The organism is Modicisalibacter radicis (genome assembly GCF_900961225.1).
Classification (GTDB): Bacteria; Pseudomonadota; Gammaproteobacteria; order Pseudomonadales; family Halomonadaceae; genus Modicisalibacter.
Genome location: NZ_CAAHFN010000131.1, coordinates 25,679 through 46,468, shown reverse-complemented (window position 1 = coordinate 46,468; position 20,790 = coordinate 25,679). Strand labels below are relative to the sequence as shown.

Genomic DNA, 20,790 nt, shown 5'->3' with positions numbered 1-20,790 from the left:
ATACACTTTCCTTTCCTCCGTCCTGCAATGAATGGTGAGAAAGCGATAATGAGCCGAACCGTACAGCCGTTCACCTCAGACGACGCCGAAACCCAAGCCTCTGCACCCGCAAACGGTGTCGATGACATCGTGGCCGCAGTAGAAGAGGACATTGTACTCGGCCGCCTGCACCCACGTGAGCGGCTCGTCGAGGAGGCCATGATGGAGCGCTTCGACTGCAAACGGCATGTCGTCCGCCAGGCCCTCTTCCAACTCGACAGCATCGGCCTGACCGAACGCATCAAAAACCGTGGCGCGTTCGTCAGGAGCTACCCGCCGGAAGAGGTCGAGGATATCTACGCCATGCGCGAGATCCTCGAGCTGGCCGCGGTAAACGCGCTCCCCCTACCGGCTCCCCCTGAATGGCTTGCAGAACTGGAAGCGGTCCATCGACGCCACAGCGAGGCCGTGGATGCCCACGACCTACGACAGGTATTTCATATGAACATCGCCTTCCACCGCACCCTGTTCCGGGTCTGTGGAAACGCTTACCTCTACGCCACCATCAACGAATTCGCTCAGAAGGCCCATGGCATCCGCTTTATCGCCATCACCGACCGCGACTCCCTGGTCCAGGCCCGCGACGAGCATCAAGCCATGATCGACGCCATTCGTGACGAAGACCGCCAACGCTTGGCCGAGCTGTGCCGCCAGCACCTGCTACCCTCCAAAAATCGCTACTTGGAACTTTACCAACACACTTATTCATGACGATCGGTCATGAACTCATCAGCAACGTGGGCATCGCTATCGGTCCGAAGCAGGCCTATTTCCCCGAGCGGGCATATCAAAGCCCGGCTCCGGAGCGGTCCACCACGACCGACGATCCCGGTCAGCGCACACTGACCGGCTTCGAGCGGGAGAACGACTTCGCTCGCCAGGCCGGCTTGGTCCCGGCGCCACGCCATGACCAGCCATGGCGGCGATCAGTCCGCCGCATCGCGCACGAAACGCTTCAGGCGCACGTCCACGCCGACCGTCAGCGACTCCAGGGACGCCGCCCTTTCCCGGCCCTCGTGACTGGCGCGATGGAGATGCGGCGTCATCGCCAATAGATCGGCGATCGGTTGCGCACCGCTGAGTGCCAATGAATAGCGGATCGTCTCGGTGGCCAGCGGCGTAAAGCCTTCCGGCGCGGCCGTCTCGCTCGTGCGTTCAGGTTTCAGGGTCGGGTAGATGATCTCGCGCAGTTCACGCAGGTGATCTGGCCCGGCATCGACCTGCAGCAATTGGCCGCCCGGCTTCAGCGCCCGGGTGAATTCGCCGTGCACGGGGAAACCGAACAGACACAGCAGCCGGTCGAGCGTGCCCGGCTGCACGGGCAGCCTGGCGTTGCTGCCCACCACCCAGCTGGCGCGCTTGTCCTGCTTCGCGGCGGCAAGCACTGCCCACTTGGAGATGTCCAGCCCCAGCAGTGCCAGCGGTTGCTCGCCGGCGGCATCGGCCAGTTCGCGCAGGTAATAGCCCTCCCCGCAACCGGCATCGAGGCAGTGGGCCGTGGCATCGGTCGGCAGCCCCGCCAGCGCGGCCCGGCTGACCGCCTCGGCGATCGGCCGGTAATGGCCGGCATTCAGAAAGCGCTGACGCGCCGCCACCATCTCCTTGCTGTCGCCCGGGTCCCGCGAGCGCTTGTTCTGCACCGGCAGCAGATGCACGTAGCCCTGGCGAGCGATATCGAAACTGTGGCCACTGGCACACCGCCAGGAGGTGTCATTTTTCTGCAGGGGCTCGCCGTCCAGGGGACAGGCCAGCGCCTGAAAAGGCGTCATGCTCATGGTCGCTCAAGCGCACTTGTCTGGAGGGTCGGTGGATACGGCGTGGCTGACATGAAACCAGCCTACCACAGCAGCCGGGGCCCTCATCTTCCCGATCACTCGCTATTGAACTCGACGTGGCAAGCTGCTCGGGTGATGCGTGACGATCCGGGAGGGAGGCAATGTCACGACACCGCTTCGCAGCGGCCCGGTTATGACGCGACGCTTTCAGTTGGATAACAAGTTTATAACATTTTCCGTAACCCGTTATTTTCATTACCCATGAAATCGGGGCCGCCACTGGCTCGACGTAATCGCCCTCCATCTTTTCATCAAACCGAAATTGTCTAGACAACCCCTCTTCATATAACGCCGCCAGACTAGCGCCTGACAGATCAAGGAGGCGTTATGTCGCTGATCACCATCGCAGTACAACAGCTCAGCAAGACGTTCGGCCATCACCCGGTCCTGCAGGATGTCGGCTTCGAGATTCGTCAGGGCGAGCGGGTGGCACTCATCGGGCCGTCCGGATCGGGCAAATCCACCCTGATGCGTCATCTGGTCGGGCTCACGCGTGCCAACCGACAGGGCGAGAGCTGCATTCACGTACTGGGGCGCGACATTCAGCGCGGCGGAAAGCTCGTTCGCGCCAGCCGCGCCGAACGCTGCCGCACCGGGTATATCTTTCAACAGTTCAACCTCGCCGGGCGCCTCAGTGTCCTGACCAACGTGCTGGTGGGTCGCCTGGGTCGCATGCCGCGCTGGCGGGCTTTGCTGGGTCGATTCTCGGTCGAGGAGCGAGCCATGGCCCTGCGTGCCCTGAAGCGTGTCGGCCTCGAGGAGCTCGCCGGCCAGCGCGCCAATACCCTCTCGGGCGGTCAGATGCAGCGCGTCGCCATCGCCCGCGCCCTGATGCAGGAAGCCGAGCTGATTCTCGCCGACGAGCCGATCGCTTCCCTCGACCCGCGCAGCGCGCGAGAAGTCATGGACATGCTCAAGCGCATCAATGAAGAAGACGGTCGCACCGTCGTGATTACCCTGCATCAGGTCGAGTACGCCCGCGAATATTGCCAGCGAGCGATCGCTCTCATGCAGGGCCGCCTTTACTACGACGGCCCGATCGCCCAGCTCACCGACGCCCGCCTGCAGACGCTCTACGAAAACGCAGGGCTTAACGCGCTCCACCGGCCATCGGCCACGCCCGTGCAGCCAGCAACGCTGCGCGCCGCTGCGAGCTAGGCGTCATGCCACGGCCTGCCCGGCCATTCACCCCGAACTCACACTTCGCCACCCCCGACCCCGGAGTCCGAACATGAAGATGCGTTCCCTTGGCCGTATGGCCCTTCCCCTGATAGCCGGCCTTGGCCTGATCGGCCAGCAGGCCCTGGCTGCCGACGACACGCTCAATTTCGGCATCATCTCCACGGAATCGAGCCAGAACCAGGCACCGCTGTGGAAGCCGTTCCTGGCCGACATGTCCGAAGCGCTCGGCGTCGAGGTCAAGCCGTTCTTCGCCACCGACTACGCCGCGGTGATCCAGGCCATGCGCTTCGACAAGATCGACCTGGCCTGGTATGGCAACAAGTCCGCCATGGAAGCGGTCGACCGTGCCAACGGCGAGATCTTCGCCCAGACCGTGCCGGAAAACGGCCAGCCAGGCTACTGGAGCCTGATGATCGTCCACCAGGACAGCCCCTACGACAGCGTCGACGAGATTCTCGCCAATGCCTCCGAGCTGACCTTCGGCAATGGCGATCCCAACTCGACCTCGGGGTACCTGGTACCCGGCTACTACATCTTCGCCAAGAATGGCGTCGACCCGACCCGGGCCTTCAAGCGCACCCTGAACTCCAACCACGAGACCAACGCGCTGTCGGTGGCCAACAAGCAGGTCGACGTCGCCACGTTCAACACCGAAAGCATGGAGCGCCTCGAGATGGCGCATCCCGAAAAGGCCGAGCAGCTCAAGGTAATCTGGAAATCCCCGTTGATTCCATCCGATCCGCTGGTCTGGCGCAAGGATCTGCCCGAGGACCTGAAGACCCGCATGCGCGAATTCTTCATGGCCTACGGCGACACACCGGCAGAGCAGGAGAAGCTCGCCCCGCTGCAGTGGTCGCACTTCGATCCGTCCGATAACGATCAGTTGCTGCCGATCCGCCAACTGGAACTGTTCAAGCAGCGCGCCCAGGTGGCCGCGGATGATTCGCTGGACGCCGACGACAGGCAGGCCCGCCTCGCCGAACTGGATGCCGAGCTGGCGTCACTCGACGAACGCCTGCAGGCCCGCGAAGCCGCAAAACAGCAAGCCGGCGAAAACACCACGGCCATGGCGACCCAGTAACCCCAGCGAGCGATGCGAAGGGCCACGCGCCCTTCGCCCGGAGCCCTCATGAACAGCCAGACACCTTCGATGACCGCCAGCACCCCGGGCAAGCGCAGCTGGCTCAACCTGGCCGGTTGGGGCATTGCCCTGGCCGTGCTCGGCTGGGCGTGGCAAGGCACCGAGATGCAGCCGGGGCTGCTGATCGAGAACGCCGGCAACATGGCCACGCTGGCCAACGACTTCGTGCCGCCCAGCTTCGCCAACCTCGGCTACTACATCGACCAGATGCTGGTCACCATACAGATCGCCATCTGGGGCACGCTGCTGGCCATCGTGTTTGCCGTCCCGTGCAGCCTGCTGTCCTCCGACAACCTCGTGCCCTGGTGGGTCTACCAGCCAATGCGCCGGCTGATGGATGCCTGCCGCGCCATCAATGAACTGGTCTTCGCCATGCTGTTCGTGGTCGCCGTCGGGCTCGGCCCGTTCGCCGGCACGCTGGCGCTTTTCGTCCACACCACCGGCGTGCTCGCCAAGCTGTTCTCCGAGGCCGTCGAGGCCACCGAGGCCGGCCCCATGGAGGGCATCCGGGTGACCGGTGCCGGCCGGATCGAGGAGATCGTCTTCGGCCTGATCCCCCAGGTCCTGCCGCTGTGGATATCGGTCAGCCTCTACCGCTTCGAGTCGAACATCCGCTCGGCCACGGTGCTCGGCATGGTCGGTGCCGGCGGCATCGGCGTGTCGCTGTGGGAAACCATGCGCGGTTTCCAGTACACCGAGACCGCCACGATCATGCTGGTGATCATCGTCGCCGTGACGGTGCTGGACATGGCTTCACAGACCGTGCGCAAGCGCTTCATCTGAACGTCGGCCGCGCTTTTTCAGGGAGCAACATGTCTAGACAACTCACCCAGGCACCGCGTTACCGCACCCTCGCCGACACCCTGGCGCGCGAGGTCCGCGCCAGCTATCGGCCCGGCGACCTGCTGCCCGCAGAGGCGGCGCTGGCCAGGCGCTTCGACGTCAATCGCCATACCGTTCGCCGGGCGCTGGACGAACTGGTCGCCGCGGGCATGGTGACCCGCCATCAGGGTCGTGGCACCCAGGTCGTCGACCGTCGGCTCGACTACGCCGTCAATGCCGGCAGCAAGGTCACCCAGAATCTCGCCGAACAGGGCATCGCCACGCGAACCCAGTGCCTGAAGCAGGGCCTGTGCGTGCCCCCCGAGGCCATCGCCCAGCGCTTCGGCCGGCGTCCCGACGAACCGCTGCTGTGCGTGGACACCCTGCGCCATGTCGACGATTCGCCCGTGCTGTTGCTGCGCCACTGGTTCGACGATCGCCGCCTGCCGGACTGGACGCACCGTTACCGCGGCGGCTCGACCCGGACGCTGCTCAAGCAGCACTACGACCTGCGCCTGTATCGCCGCCGTGTGCGAATCGAGGCCGACCGTGCCAACCGCGACGATACACGCCTGCTGCACTGCCCGCTCAACGCCCCGCTTCTGCAACTCGCCAGCGACAACGTCGATGCCGAGGGCACGCTGGTGGAAATTTCGGTCGGCCGGGCCCGCGCCGACCGACTCGCCTATCACATCGATTTCAACGACATCGACGAGGTCTCTCAATGACTCGATCCCAACGTCAGCGGGTACTGTCGCTGACACCCCGCGAGCGTCTGGAGCCCCGCTGGAGCGCGCTCGGCATCGCCCGACCCCATCGCTGCGTACGCGGTCCGGAAATCGGCATGGCCATGGTCCGCGGGCGCGTGGGCGCCACCGGCAATGCCTTCAACCTGGGGGAGATGACCCTGACCCGCGCCAGCGTGACGCTGGAGGACGGTGCCCTGGGGCACGGCTGGGTGCGCGGTCGCGACCTGCGCCACGCCGAGCTGATCGCACTCATCGACGCCTGCGCGCAACAGGAGGACCTTCGCGAGCGAATCGACGGCGAACTCATCGCCCCGCTCGCCGACGAAATCGCCAACCGCCACGCCGAGGCCTCACGCACCGCCGCCGCGACCCGCGTGGATTTCTTCACCATGGTAAGGGGGGAATGAGCATGCTCTGGCCCGGCCTGAACGATCCCGTACACGATAGCCAGCGGCTGTTCCGCCAGCTTCTCCAAGCGATGTCGGAACCCGGCACGCTGCACCTCCTGGACGTCGCCGCCCCGCCGGAAGATGGCCCGATCGGCGCCGCACTGTGGGGCGCGATGCTCACGCTGTGCGATCTCGACACCCGCGTCTGGATCGCTCGCGAGCTCGACTCGCCGGCGCTGCGCGAAGCGCTCGCCTTCCATGCCGGCTGTCGCCTGACCGACGACCCGGCCAGCGCCGACTTCGCCCTGGTCACGCCCACCGCCCTGGTCGAAGGCATCGCCTTCGCCACCGGCAGCGACGAGTATCCCGACCGCAGCACGACCCTGCTTGTCGCGCTCGACCGCCTGGCGGATCACGGCCCGTGGCAGCTCAGCGGCCCCGGCATTCCCGGATGGCGCCGGCTCGATGTCGGCGATGACGAGGCCTTGATGGAATGCCTGGCGCGCAATCGCACCCGGTTTCCCCGGGGCCTCGATGCCCTGCTGACCTGTGACACCCGGCTGACGGCCATTCCCCGCAGTACCCGGATCGAAAAACGCCTGACGGAGGATCGCCCATGTATGTCGCAGTGAAAGGCGGCGAAAAGGCGATCGCCAATGCCCATCGGTCGCTCGCCGATCGCCGGCGTGGCGATCGTGACCTGGCAGAACTGTCGGTCGCGCAGATCCAGCAGCAGCTTCGCCTGGCCATCGACCGCGTGATGAGCGAGGCCTCGCTGTTCGACCCGGAGCTCGCCGCCCTGGCACTCAAGCAGGCCAGTGGCGACACCATCGAGGCGGTGTTCCTGCTGCGCGCCTATCGCACCACCCTGCCGCGGCTGGCGGTGAGCGAACCGCTCGATACCAGCGCGATGCGCGTCGAGCGCCGGATCAGCGCCACCTACAAGGATATTCCCGGCGGCCAGATCCTCGGCCCGACCTACGACTATACCCACCGACTGCTGGATTTCATGCAACTGGCCGAGGGCGAGGTAGCGACGCCGGCACGTGCCGAACAGGCGCTGGAACACTGCCCGCAGATCCTCGAACTGCTCGATGCCGAAGGGCTGATCGAGCAGGAAACCGATGACGGCCTCGAGCCCGGCGACATCACCCGCGACCCGCCGGATTACCCCCTCGACCGTGCCACCCGCCTGCAGATGCTGGCGCGTGGCGACGAGGGCTACCTGCTCTCGCTGGCCTATTCCACCCAGCGCGGCTATGGGCGCAACCATCCCTTCGCCGGCGAGATCCGCCTCGGCCAGGTGGAGGTCGAGATCTTCGTCGAGGAACTCGGCGAGTGCGTCTGCATCGGCGAAATCCCGGTCAGCGAGTGCCAGATGATCAACCAGTTCGGCGGCTCCCGCGAGGCCGCGCCCCAGTTCACGCGTGGCTACGGGCTGGCCTTCGGCCACAACGAACGCAAGACCATGGCCATGGCACTGGTCGATCGCGCCCTGCGTGCCGAGGAACTCGGCGAACCCATCGGCAGCCCGGCCCAGCAGGCCGAGTTCGTGCTTGCCCATGCCGACAGCGTGGAGGCCTCGGGCTTCGTCTCGCACCTCAAGCTGCCGCACTACGTCGATTTTCAATCCGAACTGGAGCTGCTGCGCCGGCTGCGACGTGCCCATGCGGAAGGCCAGAAAGCGGCACCCGACGAGGAGGATAGCCAGTGAACGGCTACAACTTCGCCTACCTGGACGAACAGACCAAGCGCATGATCCGCCGCGCGCTGCTCAAGGCGGTGGCGATCCCCGGCTATCAGGTACCCTTCGGCGGCCGCGAGATGCCCATGCCCTACGGCTGGGGCACCGGCGGCATGCAGCTCACCGCCAGCATCCTGGGCGGCGACGACGTGCTCAAGGTGATCGACCAGGGCGCCGACGACACCACCAACGCGGTCAGCATCCGCGCCTTCTTCCAGCGTGTTGCCGGAGTCGAGACCACCACGGCGACGGCACAGGCCGACGTCATCCAGACCCGTCACCGCATCCCCGAAGCGACGCTGCGCCATGGCCAGATCCTGGTCTTCCAGGTGCCGATTCCCGAGCCGCTGCGCTTCATCGAACCCAGCGAGCAGGAGACCCGGCTCATGCATGCCCTCGAGGAGTACGGGGTGATGCACGTCAAGCTCTACGAGGACATCGCCCGCTACGGTCATATCGCCACCACCTATGCCTACCCGGTCAAGGTCGACGATCGCTACGTGATGGACCCCTCGCCCATCCCCAAGTTCGACAACCCCAAGCTGCACATGAACGAGGCCCTGATGCTGTTCGGTGCCGGCCGCGAGAAGCGACTCTACGCCATTCCGCCCCATACCCGGGTGGAAAGCCTCGACTTCGAGGACCACCCCTTCGAGATCCAGTCCTGGAACGAGTGCTGCGCGCTGTGCGGCAGCGAAACCAGCTTCCTCGACGAGGTCATCACCGACGATGCCGGCAGCCGCATGTTCGTCTGTTCCGATACCGATCACTGCCTGACACGCCGCGGGGAGGTGGCATGAAGCGTTCCGTTCTTTCCAGGCCCGACCTGGAGCGTCCCGCCCTGCTGGATGTGCACGACGTCAGCCGGCTCTATGGCCCCGACAAGGGCTGCCAGGCGATCGATTTTCGCCTGCATGCCGGGGAAGTGCTGGGCATCGTCGGCGAGTCCGGCTCCGGCAAGTCGACGCTGCTGCGGGTGCTGGCCGGCCTGGAAGCCCCCGATACCGGCCATGTGACCTACTACCCCGAGAACGACGACACGCTGGACCTCTACGCGATCAGCGAGGCGCGCCGCCGCGCGCTGCTGCGCCTGGAGTGGGGACTGATCCAGCAGAATCCCCGCGACGGCCTGCGCATGGACGTGTCCGCCGGCGCCAATATCGGCGAGCGCCTGATGGCCCTGGGCCAGCGTCACTACGGGCAGTTGCGTGTCACCGGCCAGGACTGGATGGGTCAGGTCGAGCTCGACCCCGCGCGCATCGACGACGCGCCGCACACCTTCTCGGGCGGCATGCAGCAGCGCCTGCAGATCGCCCGCACCCTGGTCACCCGACCGCGACTGGTGTTCATGGACGAGCCCACCGGCGGACTCGACGTCTCCGTGCAGGCACGCCTGCTCGACATGATCCGCACCCTGGTACGCCAGCTCGGCCTGTCGGTGGTGCTGGTCACCCACGATCTCGCCGTGGCGCGCCTGCTCTCGCATCGCCTGCTGGTGATGCGCCGCAGCCGGGTGGTGGAAGCCGGCCTGACCGATCAGATTCTCGACGACCCGCAGCATGCCTATACGCAGTTGCTGGTGTCGTCGGTGCTGACCCCCTGAGGAGCCCGATCATGAATGCCTTACTCACCGTCGAGAATCTGCACAAGGGATTCGTGCTGCATGGCCAGGGCGGTACCGCCCTGGAAGTCATGCACGACCTGTCGCTCGAACTGCGAGCCGGCGAATGCCTGGTGCTGGCCGGGCGCAGCGGCATCGGCAAGAGCACGCTGCTCAAGATGCTCTACGGCAACTACCTGGCCCGGCGCGGCCGTATCCAACTGCACTTCAGCGACGGCCCGCTGGAATTGACCGAACTCCCCGCTCACGCCTGGCACCCGCTGCGGCGTGACGTGATCGGCTATGTCAGTCAGTTCCTGCGCGTGGTACCCCGAGTCTCGGCCTGCGAGGTGGTAATGGAGCCATTGCTGGCGCGCGGCGCCGATGCCCGGGAGTCACGTCTCAAGGCCGAGACGCTGCTGGCCCGCCTCAACCTGCCGGAACGGCTCTGGCAACTACCGCCCGGCACCTTCTCGGGCGGTGAACAGCAGCGCGTCAACATCGCCCGCGGCTTCATCGGCGAGCATCCCCTGCTGTTGCTCGACGAACCCACCGCCTCGCTCGATGCCGCCAACCGCGCCGAAGTGGTCGCACTGATCAAGGAGGCCAAGGCGCGCGGCACCGCCATGCTCGGCATCTTTCACGACGAGGACGTGCGCAGCCAGGTGGCGGATCGCCTGCTGCCACTCGACGACCACCTGATGGCCAAGACCACCTGTTTTCCGGGGCAGCACTCATGAGCGAACAGATCCTTACCCACGCCCGACTGGTGCTCGACGACGAAGTCGTCTCGGGCAGCCTGGTGATCCGCGACGGCATGATCGTCGGTATCGATACCGCGCCCAGCCAGCTTTCGGCAGCGATCGACTGTGATGGCGACTATCTGCTGCCCGGCCTGGTCGAACTGCACACAGACAACATGGAAAAGTACTTCCAGCCCCGCCCCAGGGTCGCCTGGCCGAGCCGTCAGGCGGCACTCGCCCATGACGCGCAGATGGCGGCCAGCGGCATCACCACGGTGTTCGATGCCGTGTCGATCGGCGACGTCAACAAGGACGGCATGCGTCATCTTGCGCTGCACGAGATGTGCACCGCCATCGGCGACATCGTCGACGACGGGCTGGCCCGGGTCGACCATCGCCTGCACCTGCGCTGCGAGGTCAGCCAGCCCGAGACCCTGCGGCGCTTCCAGGAGCTGGCCGACCTGCCGCTGCTCGGCCTGGTGTCGCTGATGGATCATGCCCCGGGCCAGCGCCAGTTCGCCTCGTTCGACGCCTACCGCACCTACTACCAGGGCAAGTACGGCCTCGACGACGCCGAGCTCGAAGCGTTCGTCGCGGAACAGCTCGCCAACAGCCGCCGCTACAGTGCCGAGCACCGCCAGGCCATCGCCGGCGAATGCCACAAGCGAGGCCTGGCGCTGGCCAGTCACGACGACGCGACCCTGGAGCACGTCGCCGAGAGCCGGGAGTACGGCACGCGCGTGGCCGAATTCCCGACCACCCGCGAAGCCGCCGAGGCCTCGCATCGCGCCGGCATGGCGGTGATGATGGGTGCGCCCAACGTCGTGCGCGGCGGCTCGCACTCCGGCAACATCGCGGCGGCGACACTGGTCGAACTCGACGTGCTCGACATTTTGTCCTCCGATTACTACCCGGCGGCGCTGCTCGATGCCGTGTTCAGGGTCGCTCGGATGGAAGGCGGCTATACCCTGCCCCGCGCGGTCGCGACGGCGGCGCGCCAACCGGCCGAGGCCGTGGGCCTCACCGACCGGGGGCGTCTCGCCCCGGGGCTGCGTGCCGACCTGTTGCGCGTGCGACTGATCGACGGCCACCCGATGCTGCAACGGGCATGGTCTCGCGGACGACAGGTGCATTGATGCTTCGCAAGGATCCAGATTCTGAAGTAAGCACAGAAGCAGGTGCCGAAACACGCACGGAAACGGGTGCGAAAAGAGCCCGCCTCGTTTATCTGATGGGCGCCAGCGGGGTCGGCAAGGACAGCCTGCTCGACGAAGTGCGCCGGCATCGCCCCGAATGGCTGGTGGCCCACCGCTATATCACGCGCCCCAGCGGCACGAGCGAGAATTGCGTGAGTCTGACGGCGGAAGAATTCGAACGACGGCGGCGCCTGGGCCTGTTCTGCCTCGACTGGCACGCGCATGGTCTCGACTATGGCCTGGGCATCGAGATCCCGGCCTGGCTGGAGCGCGACCAGGTGGTGATCGTCAACGGCAGTCGGCGTGCCCTGGCCACGGCACGCGAGCGCTTCGGCGACCGATTGCTGCCGGTGCTGGTGACCGCGCAACCCTCGGTGCTGCGGGAACGCCTGATCCGGCGCGGCAGAGAGACGCGGCACGAGATCGAGGCGCGCTTGCGCCGTCATCGGCAACTGGAGGCGACGCTCGACGGAATCGCCCGCATCGATAACAGCCGTGAACTGCCGCATACCGTTGCAGCACTTCAGGCCTTGCTCTTGGCGGAGTGCCCGGCATGAGGTTGCGCTTCGTGGGCACCGGGGACAGCGCACAGGTACCGCGATTCGGCTGTGATTGCCCGGCCTGCCAGCGGGCCCGTGTGTTGAGCTGTCACCGGCGCGGCCCGTGCTGCGCTGAAATCCGTGTCGACGGGGCCCGCATCCTGCTGGATGCCGGGCGCATGGATCTCGCCGAGAGTTGCGAGCGCGAGCGCCCCGCGGCCGTCCTGTTGACCCACTACCATGCCGATCACGTCCAGGGACTGTTCCACCTGCGCTGGGGCACGGGCGCACCGATTCCCGTCCATGGCCCCAAGGATGCCCAGGGTTGCGCCGACCTGCACAAGAATCCGGGAATCCTGGCCTTCCAGCCCGGACTGAAGCCTTTTCGGCCACTGTCGCTCAATGGCCTTGAAGTCACTCCCGTGCCCCTCAACCACAGCAAACCCACCTTGGGCTACTGCATCGCCGGGCTCGGTACGAAGCTGGCCTACCTGACCGATACACTCGGCCTGCCCGGTGATACCGAGCGTTTCCTGCGCCAGTGGCAACCGGATGCGGTGATCCTCGACGCCACCCACCCCGCCGGCCATCAGGCACCGCGCAACCACAACAACCTCGACATGGCGCTGGCCATCGTCGACCGCCTGGCCCCCGGCCAGGCCTGGCTGACCCACCTCAGCCACGAACTCGACGCCTGTGCCATGCATGAGCCACTGCATCTGCCGCCAAACGTGTCATTGGCGGCGGACGGCCTGGAAATCGAATTCTGATCCTCCGGCTCTGAACTGTAGATGCCGCAATCGACACAAAAATAACGCTTGCCGGTGTGAGTGTTGAATTGATAGGACTTTGGATACTCCGCGCCCTTGACGATGCATAGACCACTCATTGGTACAGGAAGGTCAAGCTCCAACTCTACGTCCGCAATGGCATTGTGGCTCGATGATTGAGCTGAATCGCCCCTTGTGACACTCGACGTCGGTGTTGCCTGTATCAGCCTTTAGTCGGCATCTTTTCCATTATGATATCTTATCGGAATATCTTTCAGCTGATCTTCAGCCATCATGCGGAAGTTCACGGCTACCAAGGGGTCGCTGTCTTCCGGAAGGGTACGATAGTGAGTCACGCAGCCACAGCTTGCACAGCGCACAAATTCAATCTCCCGGTCTCCGCGGAAGTATCCCTGTATGCCGAGTCTCCCGATTGTGACTTGCACGTCATCGGGTGAATAATAGCCCCATAAGGATTGGTAACGACTGCATATGCAGCAATTGCAGATCGTCACCTGGGAAGGCTTCACCACGTTGATCGTGATGTTTTTACAGTCACAAGTCAGTTCCATCTCAGGCGGCCACCCGGTTAACGATCTCGTCGCACAACTCCTCGACTCGACTATCGGAGTTCAAGCGCAAGACCGGGCAGGTCAATCCCGACATCCAGCGCTCATGCAGATCAAGACTACGGATTGGCGCCTTCGCATGATCGTAGCTGGCTGCCCAGTCCATAAACTCGAGATGTTGTCCGTGCATATCGCCCCCCGGTAGAAGCCGATTGCCGTACCGCGCTCGCTCGCGCTCAGCTATTCGAGCCATCCGAACGGCCGGATCAAGATAGAGGAATACGGCGAGTGTGAAGTGATGCAGCAGAGGATCACCCCAGCTACAGATCGAGCCAGACAGGACCCAGTGTTCCTTGCCCTGAATGTCGCGCTCGATCATGGCCACGCGCTCTGATGGCTCGCGCTTGTGCGTATAGGGTGGATCGGTCTTGTGCCAGTAGTACGAGTCCGTATCGAGATGGCACCCGCCAATCTCCTTCGCAAGGTTCGCCCCCAGCGTCGACGTCCCGGAACCTGATGCACCAAATATGTGAATGCGATGGGCCATGCTCAACCGCCTACTGACAGTGATCGGATAAACGCTCCTGCATGTTCATGATCGTCGCGCTTTCGCCACGCTTGTCGGCAAGCGTAGCGAAAGCGCGAGCCGACACCTAGTCTCCGGACCGCCATGGCGTTTACGCCCTTCGGCCTGCTACGCCCCCGTGCCGGTCCCTCCACGCACCGCAGTGACACGGAAGGATAGATGGCTCGCTACTCCTCCGGGCCACGGCGCAGCTCCAGGCCCCTGACGATCACATAGGCGAGCAGGGCCACGATGAACACGACCAGATACACCCAGGCGATGCTCTGGAGCGTCTCGATGATCGTGCGGTAGACCTCCAGGGTCCAGCGCTCGGCGGTGAGCGTCAGTACCTCGGCATCCCGGTGAGGCGCGCTGATGTACCGCTCGAGGTCGTAGATTCGCACCCCGCCTGAAACCCCGACCACGAAGCCGGCGAAGGTGATGTACCGATGCCAGGCGGCACTGATTTCGTCCTTCACGATTCGCGCGAGGATCTTGCCGACAGGCTTGTTGAACAGCATCACCGCCCCCGTCGATACGGCGATGGCGATACCCAGGGTGGCCAGCAGTAGCGTGAAGAACATGCGAATCTCCAGGGCATGAGTGTTTGTCGGCCACCGGCGGCCCCGTAACGGATGAATCCAGATCACTACCGCTGGCAGCGGCAATGTCCGGCAGGTGCCTCGGCCCCCGAACCGACCGCCGCGGCGATGAGCGCGCTAACGCGTCGCGTCGGCGGCATCAGGCCCGACGAACAGCAGGTCATGCGATTCCGCCACTTCGATCAGCCGATGTACCGCGGGCAGGCTCGCATCCCGACGCCACACCAGCATCAGGGGCAGCGACAGCTCGAGGTCCTCCAGTCGATGGCAGACCACGCCCGCGGGCGCCCCCGCCATGGTCATTTCCGGCAGGATGGTGCAGCCCATGCCGGCGGCGACCAGGCAGAGCATGGTGGCATTGTCGGTCCCCTCCTGAACGACATGGGGCGTAAACCCGGCACGCTGAAAGGCGTGGATCAATCGGTCATGATAGGTGGGTGTCGCGCTGCGATCGAACCAGATGAAATCCTCGCCGTCGAGTTCCGCCAGGCGGCGCGGCGGTCGTTCGGCCAGGCGCGACCCGGCGCGGGTGACCAGGACGAGGCGGTCGTCATAGAGACGGTGGTAACAGAGACTGACATCGTCTTCCGGGGGGAAGAACAGGATCCCCGCATCCAGTTGGTCCCGACGCAGCGCGTCGATCTGCGGCCCCGACAGCAGCGACACCACTTTCAGGGTCACCTCGGGATAGTGGTGCCGAAAGGCATTGAGCAGTTGCGTGATCTTGGGCACCCAGAGATGCATGACCGTCACGCCCAGGCGCAGCTGGCCCAACTGCCCGTCCGCGACGCGCCGGGCGTTGCGCTTCGCCTGCTCGAAATCGCTCAGCAACCGCCCCACATCGCGATGAAAGGCCTCTCCCGCCGCGGTCAGCGTCACGCCCTGACGAGACCGGCGAAGCAATGCAGCCCCCACGCTCTCCTCGAGTAGCTGAAGCTGCCGGGTCAACGCCGGCTGGGCCAGCGGCAGGGAAGCGGCGGCCGCTGATATCTTGCCCTCCTCCACGACCGCCATGAAGTAACGTAGCTGCTTGAAATCCATCAGGGGCCTGCTGTGTCGCCGACATTTTGCCTGCCATCAAAAAATAGCATGGAAACCTGACAATAAAACGATTTTAACGATGGCTGGCAATACGCCACGCTGACGTTGCCACCCACAACAACAGACGGCGTCATGACCGACTTTCTCGATCCCCGCTTCTTCGACGAGCAGCACCCCCGACTGGCCCGGATTCGCCAGGATCTGCACCGCAACCCCGAGCTGGGCTTTCAGGAACACGGCACCGCCGCCCGCGTCGCCGACGAACTGAAACGACTGGAACTCCCGTTCGAGAGCGGGATCGGCCAGACGGGCATCGTGGCTACCGTCACCGGACGAGGCCCCGACAACGGACGTCGCGTCGGTTTGCGGGCCGACATGGATGCCCTGCCCATTCACGAGCAGTCGAGCCACGACCACACCTCCCGGCAGCCCGGCGTCATGCACGCCTGCGGACACGACGGCCATACCACCATGCTGCTTGGCGTGGCCGCCTACCTGGCCGAGCATCGCGATTTCTCGGGTACCGTGCACCTGGTGTTCCAGCCCGCCGAGGAGGGGCTCGGCGGTGGCAGGGCGATGGTCGAGGATGGCCTCTTCGCGCGTTTCCCCATGGACGCCATCTACGCCCTGCACAACTGGCCCGCCCTGCCGGCCGGCAAGGTCGCCATACGTACCGGCGCCATCATGGCCGCCACCGATCGCCTCGACATGACCGTGCGTGGTCGAGGGGGGCATGGCGGGGTCAACCCGCATCTTTCGACGGATCCGGTCCGCATGGCCGGCGCGCTGATCCAGGCACTGCACAGCATCGTCTCGCGGGACATCGACCCGCTCTCGCCGGCCGCCCTCAGCCTGTGCGGCCTTCAGGGGGGTGATCTCGATGGGTTCGCCATCATCCCCGACGAGGTCCGGATCAGCGGCACGGCCCGTACCCTCGACACGGCCACGCAGCAGCGCCTGGAAGAGGCGGTTCGCCGCACCTGCGCGGGCGTGGCGACGGCCCATGGCGGCGAAATAGAACTCGACTACCAGCGCATCTTTCCCGCCACGATCAATGCCGAGCCCGCCGTCCACCATGTGGAGAACCTGGTCGGCGCGACGCTGGGCGAGGATTCGCTCATCCGCGACGTCGCGCCCAGCCTGGGTGGCGAAGATTTCTCCTTCATGCTGGAGCACTGTCCCGGCGCCTACTTTTTCCTCGGCACCGGCCAGGGCGAGGACACCCCGCCCCTGCACAATGCCCGCTTCGACTTCAACGACGCCATGATTCCCACTGGCTGCCGGCTACTCACGGCGATCGCCCTCGCGTCGCTGGCGGAGCCGAACAGCGATACCTGAAGCATCACGCGCCAAACCCTCGTCGCCAACAACAATGAGGTCGTCACGATGTCTCGAAACTCTCTGCCCTCGAAGGGCATGCTCCTCTATTTCAGCGTCTGCACACTCGCCATGGTGTGGCCAGGCGCCCTGATCGCCAATCGCATCGAGCCGATGGTGATGGGCCTGCCCTTCTTCATCTTCTGGTACATAGCCTGGGTCTTCATCCTGTTCGTCGGGCTGGTGATCGCCTATCGTCAGGAAGCCGGCGAGGAGGTGGAAGATGAGTGACTCCGTCATCATCACCGGCCTGACCCTGGGCTATCTGCTCCTCGTGCTGGTCGTCGGACTGCGCGCCAACGCGGGCCAGAGCTCCTCGCTCGAAGGCTACGTCGCGGGCGGGCGTCATGTGGGGCTGCTGGTGCTGTTCTTCATCCTGGGTGCGGAGATCTTCTCCGCGTTCGCCTTTCTCGGCGCGCCAGGATGGGCATACGGCAAGGGGGTCCCGGCACTCTACATCATCGCCTACCTGACCCTGGCGGTCATCGTATGGTGGCTCATCGCCCCTTACATCTCGCGGCTGGGCCGCCGGCATGGCTTTCTGACCCAGGCCGAGTTCCTGGCGGCCTGCTACCCCACCCGCGGCAATCTGCTCGGGCTGTTCATCGGCATCATCAGCGTGCTGGCGATGATCCCCTACCTGACCATCCAGATCGCCGGCGCCGGCATGCTGTTCGAGGCCGCCACCTCGGGGATCGTCCCCTTCTGGCTGGGCAGCCTGCTGGCCTGTGGCGTGGTCGCCGCGTATGTCTATGCCAGCGGCCTGCAGGGCATCGGCTGGACCAACCTGCTGCAGGGCGTGATGATGGTCATCATCGCGTGGTTCCTGGGCCTAGCGACGGCCGATCAGTTCTTCGGCGGGGTCGGCGAGATGTTCCGCCAGATCCAGCGGGAAGCACCGGAGTACCTGACCATGCCGGGCGCCCAGGGCATGGGCTGGGGGGCCTTCTCCACCGCTATCCTGGTCAGCGCGCTGGGATGCGTGATGTGGCCGCACATCTTCATGAAATTCTACAGTGCGCGCAGCGAACGCACCCTCAAGCGGGTCTTCATTCTCTACCCGCTGTACAGCTACCTGCTGATCCCGCTGCTGTTCATCGGCTTCGCCGGGGTCGTTCTTCTGGCCGATCGGCCGCTCGACTCACCTGACGAGGTGCTGTTGACGCTGGTCGTGGAGATGGCGGACTTCCCGCCCTGGCTGATTGGCCTGGCCCTGTCCGGCGCACTGGCCGCCGCCATGTCGACCGCGGCCAATCTCGCCCATACCTCGGCGACGATCCTGGTCCGGGACATCGGCCAGAACCTCCCCGTCGGTCGCGACCTGCCCGAGGCGCAGGTATTGAAGCTGACCCGTTCCGGCGTGGTGGTCATCTCGCTGGCCGCCTACCTGCTGGCGCTGGTCAATCCCGCCTCGCTGGTCTCGCTGCTGCTCGGCGCCTACGGCATCGTGGTGCAATTGCTGCCCATGCTGCTGGGCGCGCTGTTCTGGCGACGCGCCTCGCGCATGGCGGCTTTCACGGGCCTGGCCATCGGCGCCGTGGTCACCCTGTATTACCAGTTCGTCGGCGGCGCGCCTTTCGGCTGGCATCCGGGCTTTTGCGGGCTGGTCGTCAACACGGCCTTCTTCATCGGGGTCAGCTTCGCTTCGAAGCGCGTCGAGACGCGTTCGCCCGCCGAATCCCTGACGCCGCAGTAACGCACCATCCCGCGCGAGCCCGCCGCGACGGCTGTGGGCTTCGCCGGCCATGGCGCGACGTCCGGATCACGACGATGCGGGTTCGCTCAAGCACGACCCGACAAGCCATCCCGGCGCCAGGGGTAAAGACCGCCGGGATGGACCACGCCAACAAGGCGTTCGGCTATTCACTGCCCAGCGAGATTCGCCCCTCGGAGTCGATGGGGAAATAGGGATTGTGGGCCACTTCCCAGAGGTGGCCGTCAGGATCGGTGAAGTAGCCGGAGTAGCCGCCCCAACTGGTTTCCTGCGCGGGCTTTATCAAGTTTCCGCCGGCCCGTCTGGCCTCGGCCAGCACACCGTCCACGTCCTCGCGACTGCGGGCATTGTAGGCGAGCGCGATACCGCCGAACCCGGCCCCGGGGCGAGTGATACCGGCATCCCTTGCCAGGGCATCGCGGTGAAACAACGACAGGATCAGGCCATTGAGCTGAAAGAAGACCACCTCGCCCTCGACCGCCTGCCCGACCCGCCAGCCCAGCCCGGCCTCGTAGAAACGGCGCGCTCGCGCCAGATCGGATACGCCCAGCGTGACCAGGCTCACGCGCTGTTCCATGACGCCACCCCCTGTAAGTCGATGTCCAATCGTCCTTCCTTGCTCCGTCATCGGTGCGCGGATCGAACAGGCGCACGCAAGATGCCACCTGCAGCATTCGCAGGCAGCCCGGCAAACGATACGGCGGCGGCGGTCAGCCAGACGCATCCTATCGGCCCCAGAAGGGTAGGCCATTCGAGAGAGATCGGCAGCACGAATACCCTGATCCCCATGGTCTCCGCGTCCCATGGACCGTTCACCCTCGCCTTTCGCCAAATGCCCTGGTTCGTTCTGTTCCCGCTGTGGTCAGTGCCTCGTGACCATGAGATACAGTGAATACCGGGCGATCGAAAGACGGAGCAACTGGCGTGGCAAAATCCCCATGGACTCGCTGATCACGGCCGCCGCGCATGCGCTCGCGGCGGGTGATCCTCTCGGTGCATTGAACCGGGTCGCGCTGCGCGACGATGCGCCTGCACTCGCGCTCCGCGGCATCGCGATGGCGCAGCTGGGCGATCTTGCACGCGCGAAACGTCTCCTGCGGCGCGCGGCACGCGCCTTCGGCCCCAAGGAGGTCGTGGCCCGCGCGCGATGCGTCGTCGCCGAGACCGAGATTGCGCTCGCTTGTCGCGATCTCGACTGGCCCGAGAACGGCGCAGGCGACCCTCGAAGCCCATGGCGACCGGGTAAACGCCGCCCATGCACGGTATCTCGAGGCCCGGCGCCTTCTGCTGATCGGCTGCCTTGGCTCCGCGGAGAAAATGCTGGCCGGGCTCGACTCCGGGGCTTTGCCACCCGCACTGAGCGCGGCCCACGAGCTCGTGGTGGCGGGCATCGCGCTACGCCGCCTGCGCACGGATACAGCGCGCACCGCACTCGTCCGGGCCGAACGTGCCGCTCACGAAGCCGGCATCGCTGCGCTGACGGCCGAGGTGGAATGCGCTGCCCGGGTCTTGATCGCCCCCGCAGCACGCCTGATTGCACACGGCGAAGCGCGATCCCTGCTGCTCGAAGAGGTCGAAGCGTTGCTGGCCTCGAAGGCACTGGTCGTGGATGCCTGCCGCCATCGCGTGCGTGATGGCCATGGCGAGGTCTCGCTCGCAAGGCGCCCGGTGCTGTTCGCGCTCGCGCGCCTGCTGGGCGAGGCCTGGCCTGACGACGTGCCCAGGGCCATGCTCATCGAGCGGGCGTTTCGAACGAAGTTCGCCGACGCGTCGCATCGCGTGCGGTTACGGGTCGAAATAGGACGACTCCGCTCGGCGCTGGATGGACTGGCCACCGTGAGTGCGACGACGCGAGGGTTCGTGCTGGCACCGCAGGGTGCACGCGAGGTGGTCGTACTGGCGCGGCCGATCGAAGAAAAGCATGCCACAGTGCTCGCCCTGCTTGCCGACGGCGAGCCGTGGTCGAGCGCGGCCTTGGCGCTGGCGCTCGGCGTCAGCCAGCGCACCGTGCAGCGGGCACTCGACGCATTGGCGGCATCAGGCAAGGTTCAGTCGTTCGGTCGCGGGCGGGCAAGGCGCTGGATAACGCCACCGGTGCCGGGATTCACGACAACCTTGTTACTCCCGGCTCCGCTACCGGGTCACTAGGCTGAGGTCTGTACTGAGCCATTAG

At 65.4% G+C, this 20,790-nt stretch carries 23 protein-coding genes; 18 read left to right on the top strand and 5 right to left on the bottom strand.

Annotation, left to right across the window (positions count from 1 at the left end; all coding sequences use genetic code 11):
• Positions 1-48: 48 nt before the first annotated feature.
• Positions 49-750: a GntR family transcriptional regulator gene (locus tag HR9077_RS20295; RefSeq protein WP_136069116.1), complete on the top strand. Its 702-nt coding sequence runs from the start codon at positions 49-51 to the stop codon at positions 748-750.
• A gap of 215 nt (positions 751-965) precedes the next feature.
• On the opposite strand, the gene HR9077_RS20290 is transcribed toward HR9077_RS20295, so the two are convergent.
• Positions 966-1,814, bottom strand: a complete 849-nt coding sequence (locus tag HR9077_RS20290) for a putative RNA methyltransferase (RefSeq protein WP_136069115.1) — start codon at positions 1,812-1,814, stop codon at positions 966-968.
• 387 nt (positions 1,815-2,201) lie between these two features.
• Here HR9077_RS20290 and phnC point away from each other — a divergent pair, with 387 nt between their 5' ends.
• The 13 genes from phnC (at position 2,202) to phnP (ending at position 12,749) form a co-directional block, all read left to right on the top strand.
• Positions 2,202-3,032 (top strand): phosphonate ABC transporter ATP-binding protein, encoded by an 831-nt coding sequence (gene phnC, locus HR9077_RS20285; RefSeq protein WP_136069114.1) that lies wholly within the window; start codon positions 2,202-2,204, stop codon positions 3,030-3,032.
• Positions 3,033-3,105: 73 nt separating this feature from the next.
• Positions 3,106-4,137 (top strand): phosphonate ABC transporter substrate-binding protein, encoded by a 1,032-nt coding sequence (gene phnD / locus HR9077_RS20280; protein WP_136069113.1) that lies wholly within the window; start codon positions 3,106-3,108, stop codon positions 4,135-4,137.
• A 48-nt stretch (positions 4,138-4,185) separates the two neighbouring features.
• Positions 4,186-4,980, top strand: a complete 795-nt coding sequence (gene phnE / locus HR9077_RS20275) for a phosphonate ABC transporter, permease protein PhnE (RefSeq protein ID WP_136069112.1) — start codon at positions 4,186-4,188, stop codon at positions 4,978-4,980.
• Between the two features lie 29 nt (positions 4,981-5,009).
• Positions 5,010-5,747: a phosphonate metabolism transcriptional regulator PhnF gene (phnF, locus tag HR9077_RS20270; protein WP_136069111.1), complete on the top strand. Its 738-nt coding sequence runs from the start codon at positions 5,010-5,012 to the stop codon at positions 5,745-5,747.
• Entirely contained in the window at positions 5,744-6,175 is a 432-nt protein-coding gene (gene phnG, locus HR9077_RS20265; protein ID WP_136069110.1) for a phosphonate C-P lyase system protein PhnG, read from the top strand. Before phnF ends, phnG begins: the two co-directional genes overlap by 4 nt.
• A complete protein-coding gene (gene phnH, locus HR9077_RS20260; RefSeq protein WP_136069109.1) occupies positions 6,172-6,789 on the top strand; it encodes a phosphonate C-P lyase system protein PhnH in 618 nt (205 codons plus the stop codon). The genes phnG and phnH overlap by 4 nt, the downstream gene beginning before the upstream one ends.
• The gene (locus HR9077_RS20255; RefSeq protein ID WP_136069108.1) at positions 6,774-7,871 is read left to right on the top strand and encodes a carbon-phosphorus lyase complex subunit PhnI; all 1,098 of its coding nucleotides are present in this window, start codon (positions 6,774-6,776) and stop codon (positions 7,869-7,871) included. The genes phnH and HR9077_RS20255 overlap by 16 nt, the downstream gene beginning before the upstream one ends.
• Positions 7,868-8,701 carry an alpha-D-ribose 1-methylphosphonate 5-phosphate C-P-lyase PhnJ gene (locus HR9077_RS20250; RefSeq protein ID WP_136069107.1) on the top strand — a complete coding sequence of 278 codons (834 nt, stop codon included), beginning with the start codon at positions 7,868-7,870 and terminating at the stop codon, positions 8,699-8,701. The genes HR9077_RS20255 and HR9077_RS20250 overlap by 4 nt, the downstream gene beginning before the upstream one ends.
• A complete protein-coding gene (gene phnK / locus HR9077_RS20245; protein ID WP_136069106.1) occupies positions 8,698-9,504 on the top strand; it encodes a phosphonate C-P lyase system protein PhnK in 807 nt (268 codons plus the stop codon). The genes HR9077_RS20250 and phnK overlap by 4 nt, the downstream gene beginning before the upstream one ends.
• Before the next feature lie 11 nt (positions 9,505-9,515).
• Entirely contained in the window at positions 9,516-10,241 is a 726-nt protein-coding gene (gene phnL / locus HR9077_RS20240; protein ID WP_136069105.1) for a phosphonate C-P lyase system protein PhnL, read from the top strand.
• On the top strand, positions 10,238-11,380 hold the full coding sequence (locus tag HR9077_RS20235; RefSeq protein ID WP_136069104.1) for an alpha-D-ribose 1-methylphosphonate 5-triphosphate diphosphatase: 1,143 nt from the start codon (positions 10,238-10,240) through the stop codon (positions 11,378-11,380). Before phnL ends, HR9077_RS20235 begins: the two co-directional genes overlap by 4 nt.
• Positions 11,380-11,997, top strand: coding sequence for a ribose 1,5-bisphosphokinase (gene phnN / locus HR9077_RS20230; protein ID WP_136069103.1), 618 nt, complete (start codon positions 11,380-11,382; stop codon positions 11,995-11,997). Before HR9077_RS20235 ends, phnN begins: the two co-directional genes overlap by 1 nt.
• Complete coding sequence (phnP, locus tag HR9077_RS20225) at positions 11,994-12,749, top strand: phosphonate metabolism protein PhnP (RefSeq protein WP_136069102.1); 756 nt, start codon at positions 11,994-11,996, stop codon at positions 12,747-12,749. Before phnN ends, phnP begins: the two co-directional genes overlap by 4 nt.
• Positions 12,750-13,322: 573 nt before the next feature.
• Here the strand turns inward: phnP and HR9077_RS20215 are convergent.
• The 3 genes from HR9077_RS20215 to HR9077_RS20205 all read right to left on the bottom strand — a co-directional run bounded on the left by HR9077_RS20215 (position 13,323) and on the right by HR9077_RS20205 (position 15,526).
• A complete protein-coding gene (locus HR9077_RS20215; protein ID WP_136069100.1) occupies positions 13,323-13,865 on the bottom strand; it encodes an ATP-binding protein in 543 nt (180 codons plus the stop codon).
• Between the two features lie 206 nt (positions 13,866-14,071).
• Positions 14,072-14,467, bottom strand: a complete 396-nt coding sequence (locus tag HR9077_RS20210) for a hypothetical protein (protein ID WP_136069099.1) — start codon at positions 14,465-14,467, stop codon at positions 14,072-14,074.
• A gap of 135 nt (positions 14,468-14,602) precedes the next feature.
• Positions 14,603-15,526 (bottom strand): LysR family transcriptional regulator, encoded by a 924-nt coding sequence (locus HR9077_RS20205; RefSeq protein ID WP_136069098.1) that lies wholly within the window; start codon positions 15,524-15,526, stop codon positions 14,603-14,605.
• Between the two features lie 132 nt (positions 15,527-15,658).
• Here HR9077_RS20205 and HR9077_RS20200 point away from each other — a divergent pair, with 132 nt between their 5' ends.
• Genes HR9077_RS20200 through HR9077_RS20190 form a run of 3 tightly spaced genes read left to right on the top strand, consistent with a single transcriptional unit; the run spans position 15,659 to position 18,599 of the window.
• The gene (locus HR9077_RS20200) at positions 15,659-16,864 is read left to right on the top strand and encodes an amidohydrolase (RefSeq protein WP_136069097.1); all 1,206 of its coding nucleotides are present in this window, start codon (positions 15,659-15,661) and stop codon (positions 16,862-16,864) included.
• A gap of 48 nt (positions 16,865-16,912) precedes the next feature.
• Positions 16,913-17,134, top strand: a complete 222-nt coding sequence (locus tag HR9077_RS20195; protein WP_136069096.1) for a DUF3311 domain-containing protein — start codon at positions 16,913-16,915, stop codon at positions 17,132-17,134.
• Positions 17,127-18,599, top strand: coding sequence for a sodium:solute symporter family protein (locus tag HR9077_RS20190; RefSeq protein WP_136069095.1), 1,473 nt, complete (start codon positions 17,127-17,129; stop codon positions 18,597-18,599). The genes HR9077_RS20195 and HR9077_RS20190 overlap by 8 nt, the downstream gene beginning before the upstream one ends.
• Positions 18,600-18,762: 163 nt before the next feature.
• Here HR9077_RS20190 and HR9077_RS20185 read toward each other — a convergent pair whose 3' ends face one another.
• Complete coding sequence (locus HR9077_RS20185) at positions 18,763-19,194, bottom strand: VOC family protein (RefSeq protein ID WP_168381009.1); 432 nt, start codon at positions 19,192-19,194, stop codon at positions 18,763-18,765.
• A gap of 593 nt (positions 19,195-19,787) precedes the next feature.
• Between HR9077_RS20185 and HR9077_RS20180 the strand changes: the two genes are divergently transcribed.
• Positions 19,788-20,765, top strand: a complete 978-nt coding sequence (locus tag HR9077_RS20180) for an HTH domain-containing protein (protein ID WP_244613385.1) — start codon at positions 19,788-19,790, stop codon at positions 20,763-20,765.
• Positions 20,766-20,790: the final 25 nt, after the last annotated feature.

Excerpts from the sequence above, each read along its gene's own strand:
- HR9077_RS20255 (WP_136069108.1), top strand. The coding sequence starts at position 6,774 with ATGTATGTCGCAGTGAAAGGCGGCGAAAAGGCGATCGCCAATGCCCAT.
- HR9077_RS20295 (WP_136069116.1), top strand. The coding sequence starts at position 49 with ATGAGCCGAACCGTACAGCCGTTCACCTCAGACGACGCCGAAACCCAA.
- HR9077_RS20190 (WP_136069095.1), top strand. The coding sequence starts at position 17,127 with ATGAGTGACTCCGTCATCATCACCGGCCTGACCCTGGGCTATCTGCTC.
- HR9077_RS20200 (WP_136069097.1), top strand. The coding sequence starts at position 15,659 with ATGACCGACTTTCTCGATCCCCGCTTCTTCGACGAGCAGCACCCCCGA.
- phnG (WP_136069110.1), top strand. The coding sequence starts at position 5,744 with ATGACTCGATCCCAACGTCAGCGGGTACTGTCGCTGACACCCCGCGAG.
- phnK (WP_136069106.1), top strand. The coding sequence starts at position 8,698 with ATGAAGCGTTCCGTTCTTTCCAGGCCCGACCTGGAGCGTCCCGCCCTG.
- phnH (WP_136069109.1), top strand. The coding sequence starts at position 6,172 with ATGAGCATGCTCTGGCCCGGCCTGAACGATCCCGTACACGATAGCCAG.
- phnL (WP_136069105.1), top strand. The coding sequence starts at position 9,516 with ATGAATGCCTTACTCACCGTCGAGAATCTGCACAAGGGATTCGTGCTG.
- phnE (WP_136069112.1), top strand. The coding sequence starts at position 4,186 with ATGAACAGCCAGACACCTTCGATGACCGCCAGCACCCCGGGCAAGCGC.
- HR9077_RS20235 (WP_136069104.1), top strand. The coding sequence starts at position 10,238 with ATGAGCGAACAGATCCTTACCCACGCCCGACTGGTGCTCGACGACGAA.
- HR9077_RS20195 (WP_136069096.1), top strand. The coding sequence starts at position 16,913 with ATGTCTCGAAACTCTCTGCCCTCGAAGGGCATGCTCCTCTATTTCAGC.
- phnP (WP_136069102.1), top strand. The coding sequence starts at position 11,994 with ATGAGGTTGCGCTTCGTGGGCACCGGGGACAGCGCACAGGTACCGCGA.
- phnC (WP_136069114.1), top strand. The coding sequence starts at position 2,202 with ATGTCGCTGATCACCATCGCAGTACAACAGCTCAGCAAGACGTTCGGC.
- phnD (WP_136069113.1), top strand. The coding sequence starts at position 3,106 with ATGAAGATGCGTTCCCTTGGCCGTATGGCCCTTCCCCTGATAGCCGGC.
- HR9077_RS20205 (WP_136069098.1), bottom strand. The coding sequence starts at position 15,526 with ATGGATTTCAAGCAGCTACGTTACTTCATGGCGGTCGTGGAGGAGGGC.
- phnN (WP_136069103.1), top strand. The coding sequence starts at position 11,380 with ATGCTTCGCAAGGATCCAGATTCTGAAGTAAGCACAGAAGCAGGTGCC.
- phnF (WP_136069111.1), top strand. The coding sequence starts at position 5,010 with ATGTCTAGACAACTCACCCAGGCACCGCGTTACCGCACCCTCGCCGAC.
- HR9077_RS20215 (WP_136069100.1), bottom strand. The coding sequence starts at position 13,865 with ATGGCCCATCGCATTCACATATTTGGTGCATCAGGTTCCGGGACGTCG.
- HR9077_RS20185 (WP_168381009.1), bottom strand. The coding sequence starts at position 19,194 with ATGGAACAGCGCGTGAGCCTGGTCACGCTGGGCGTATCCGATCTGGCG.
- HR9077_RS20290 (WP_136069115.1), bottom strand. The coding sequence starts at position 1,814 with ATGAGCATGACGCCTTTTCAGGCGCTGGCCTGTCCCCTGGACGGCGAG.
- HR9077_RS20210 (WP_136069099.1), bottom strand. The coding sequence starts at position 14,467 with ATGTTCTTCACGCTACTGCTGGCCACCCTGGGTATCGCCATCGCCGTA.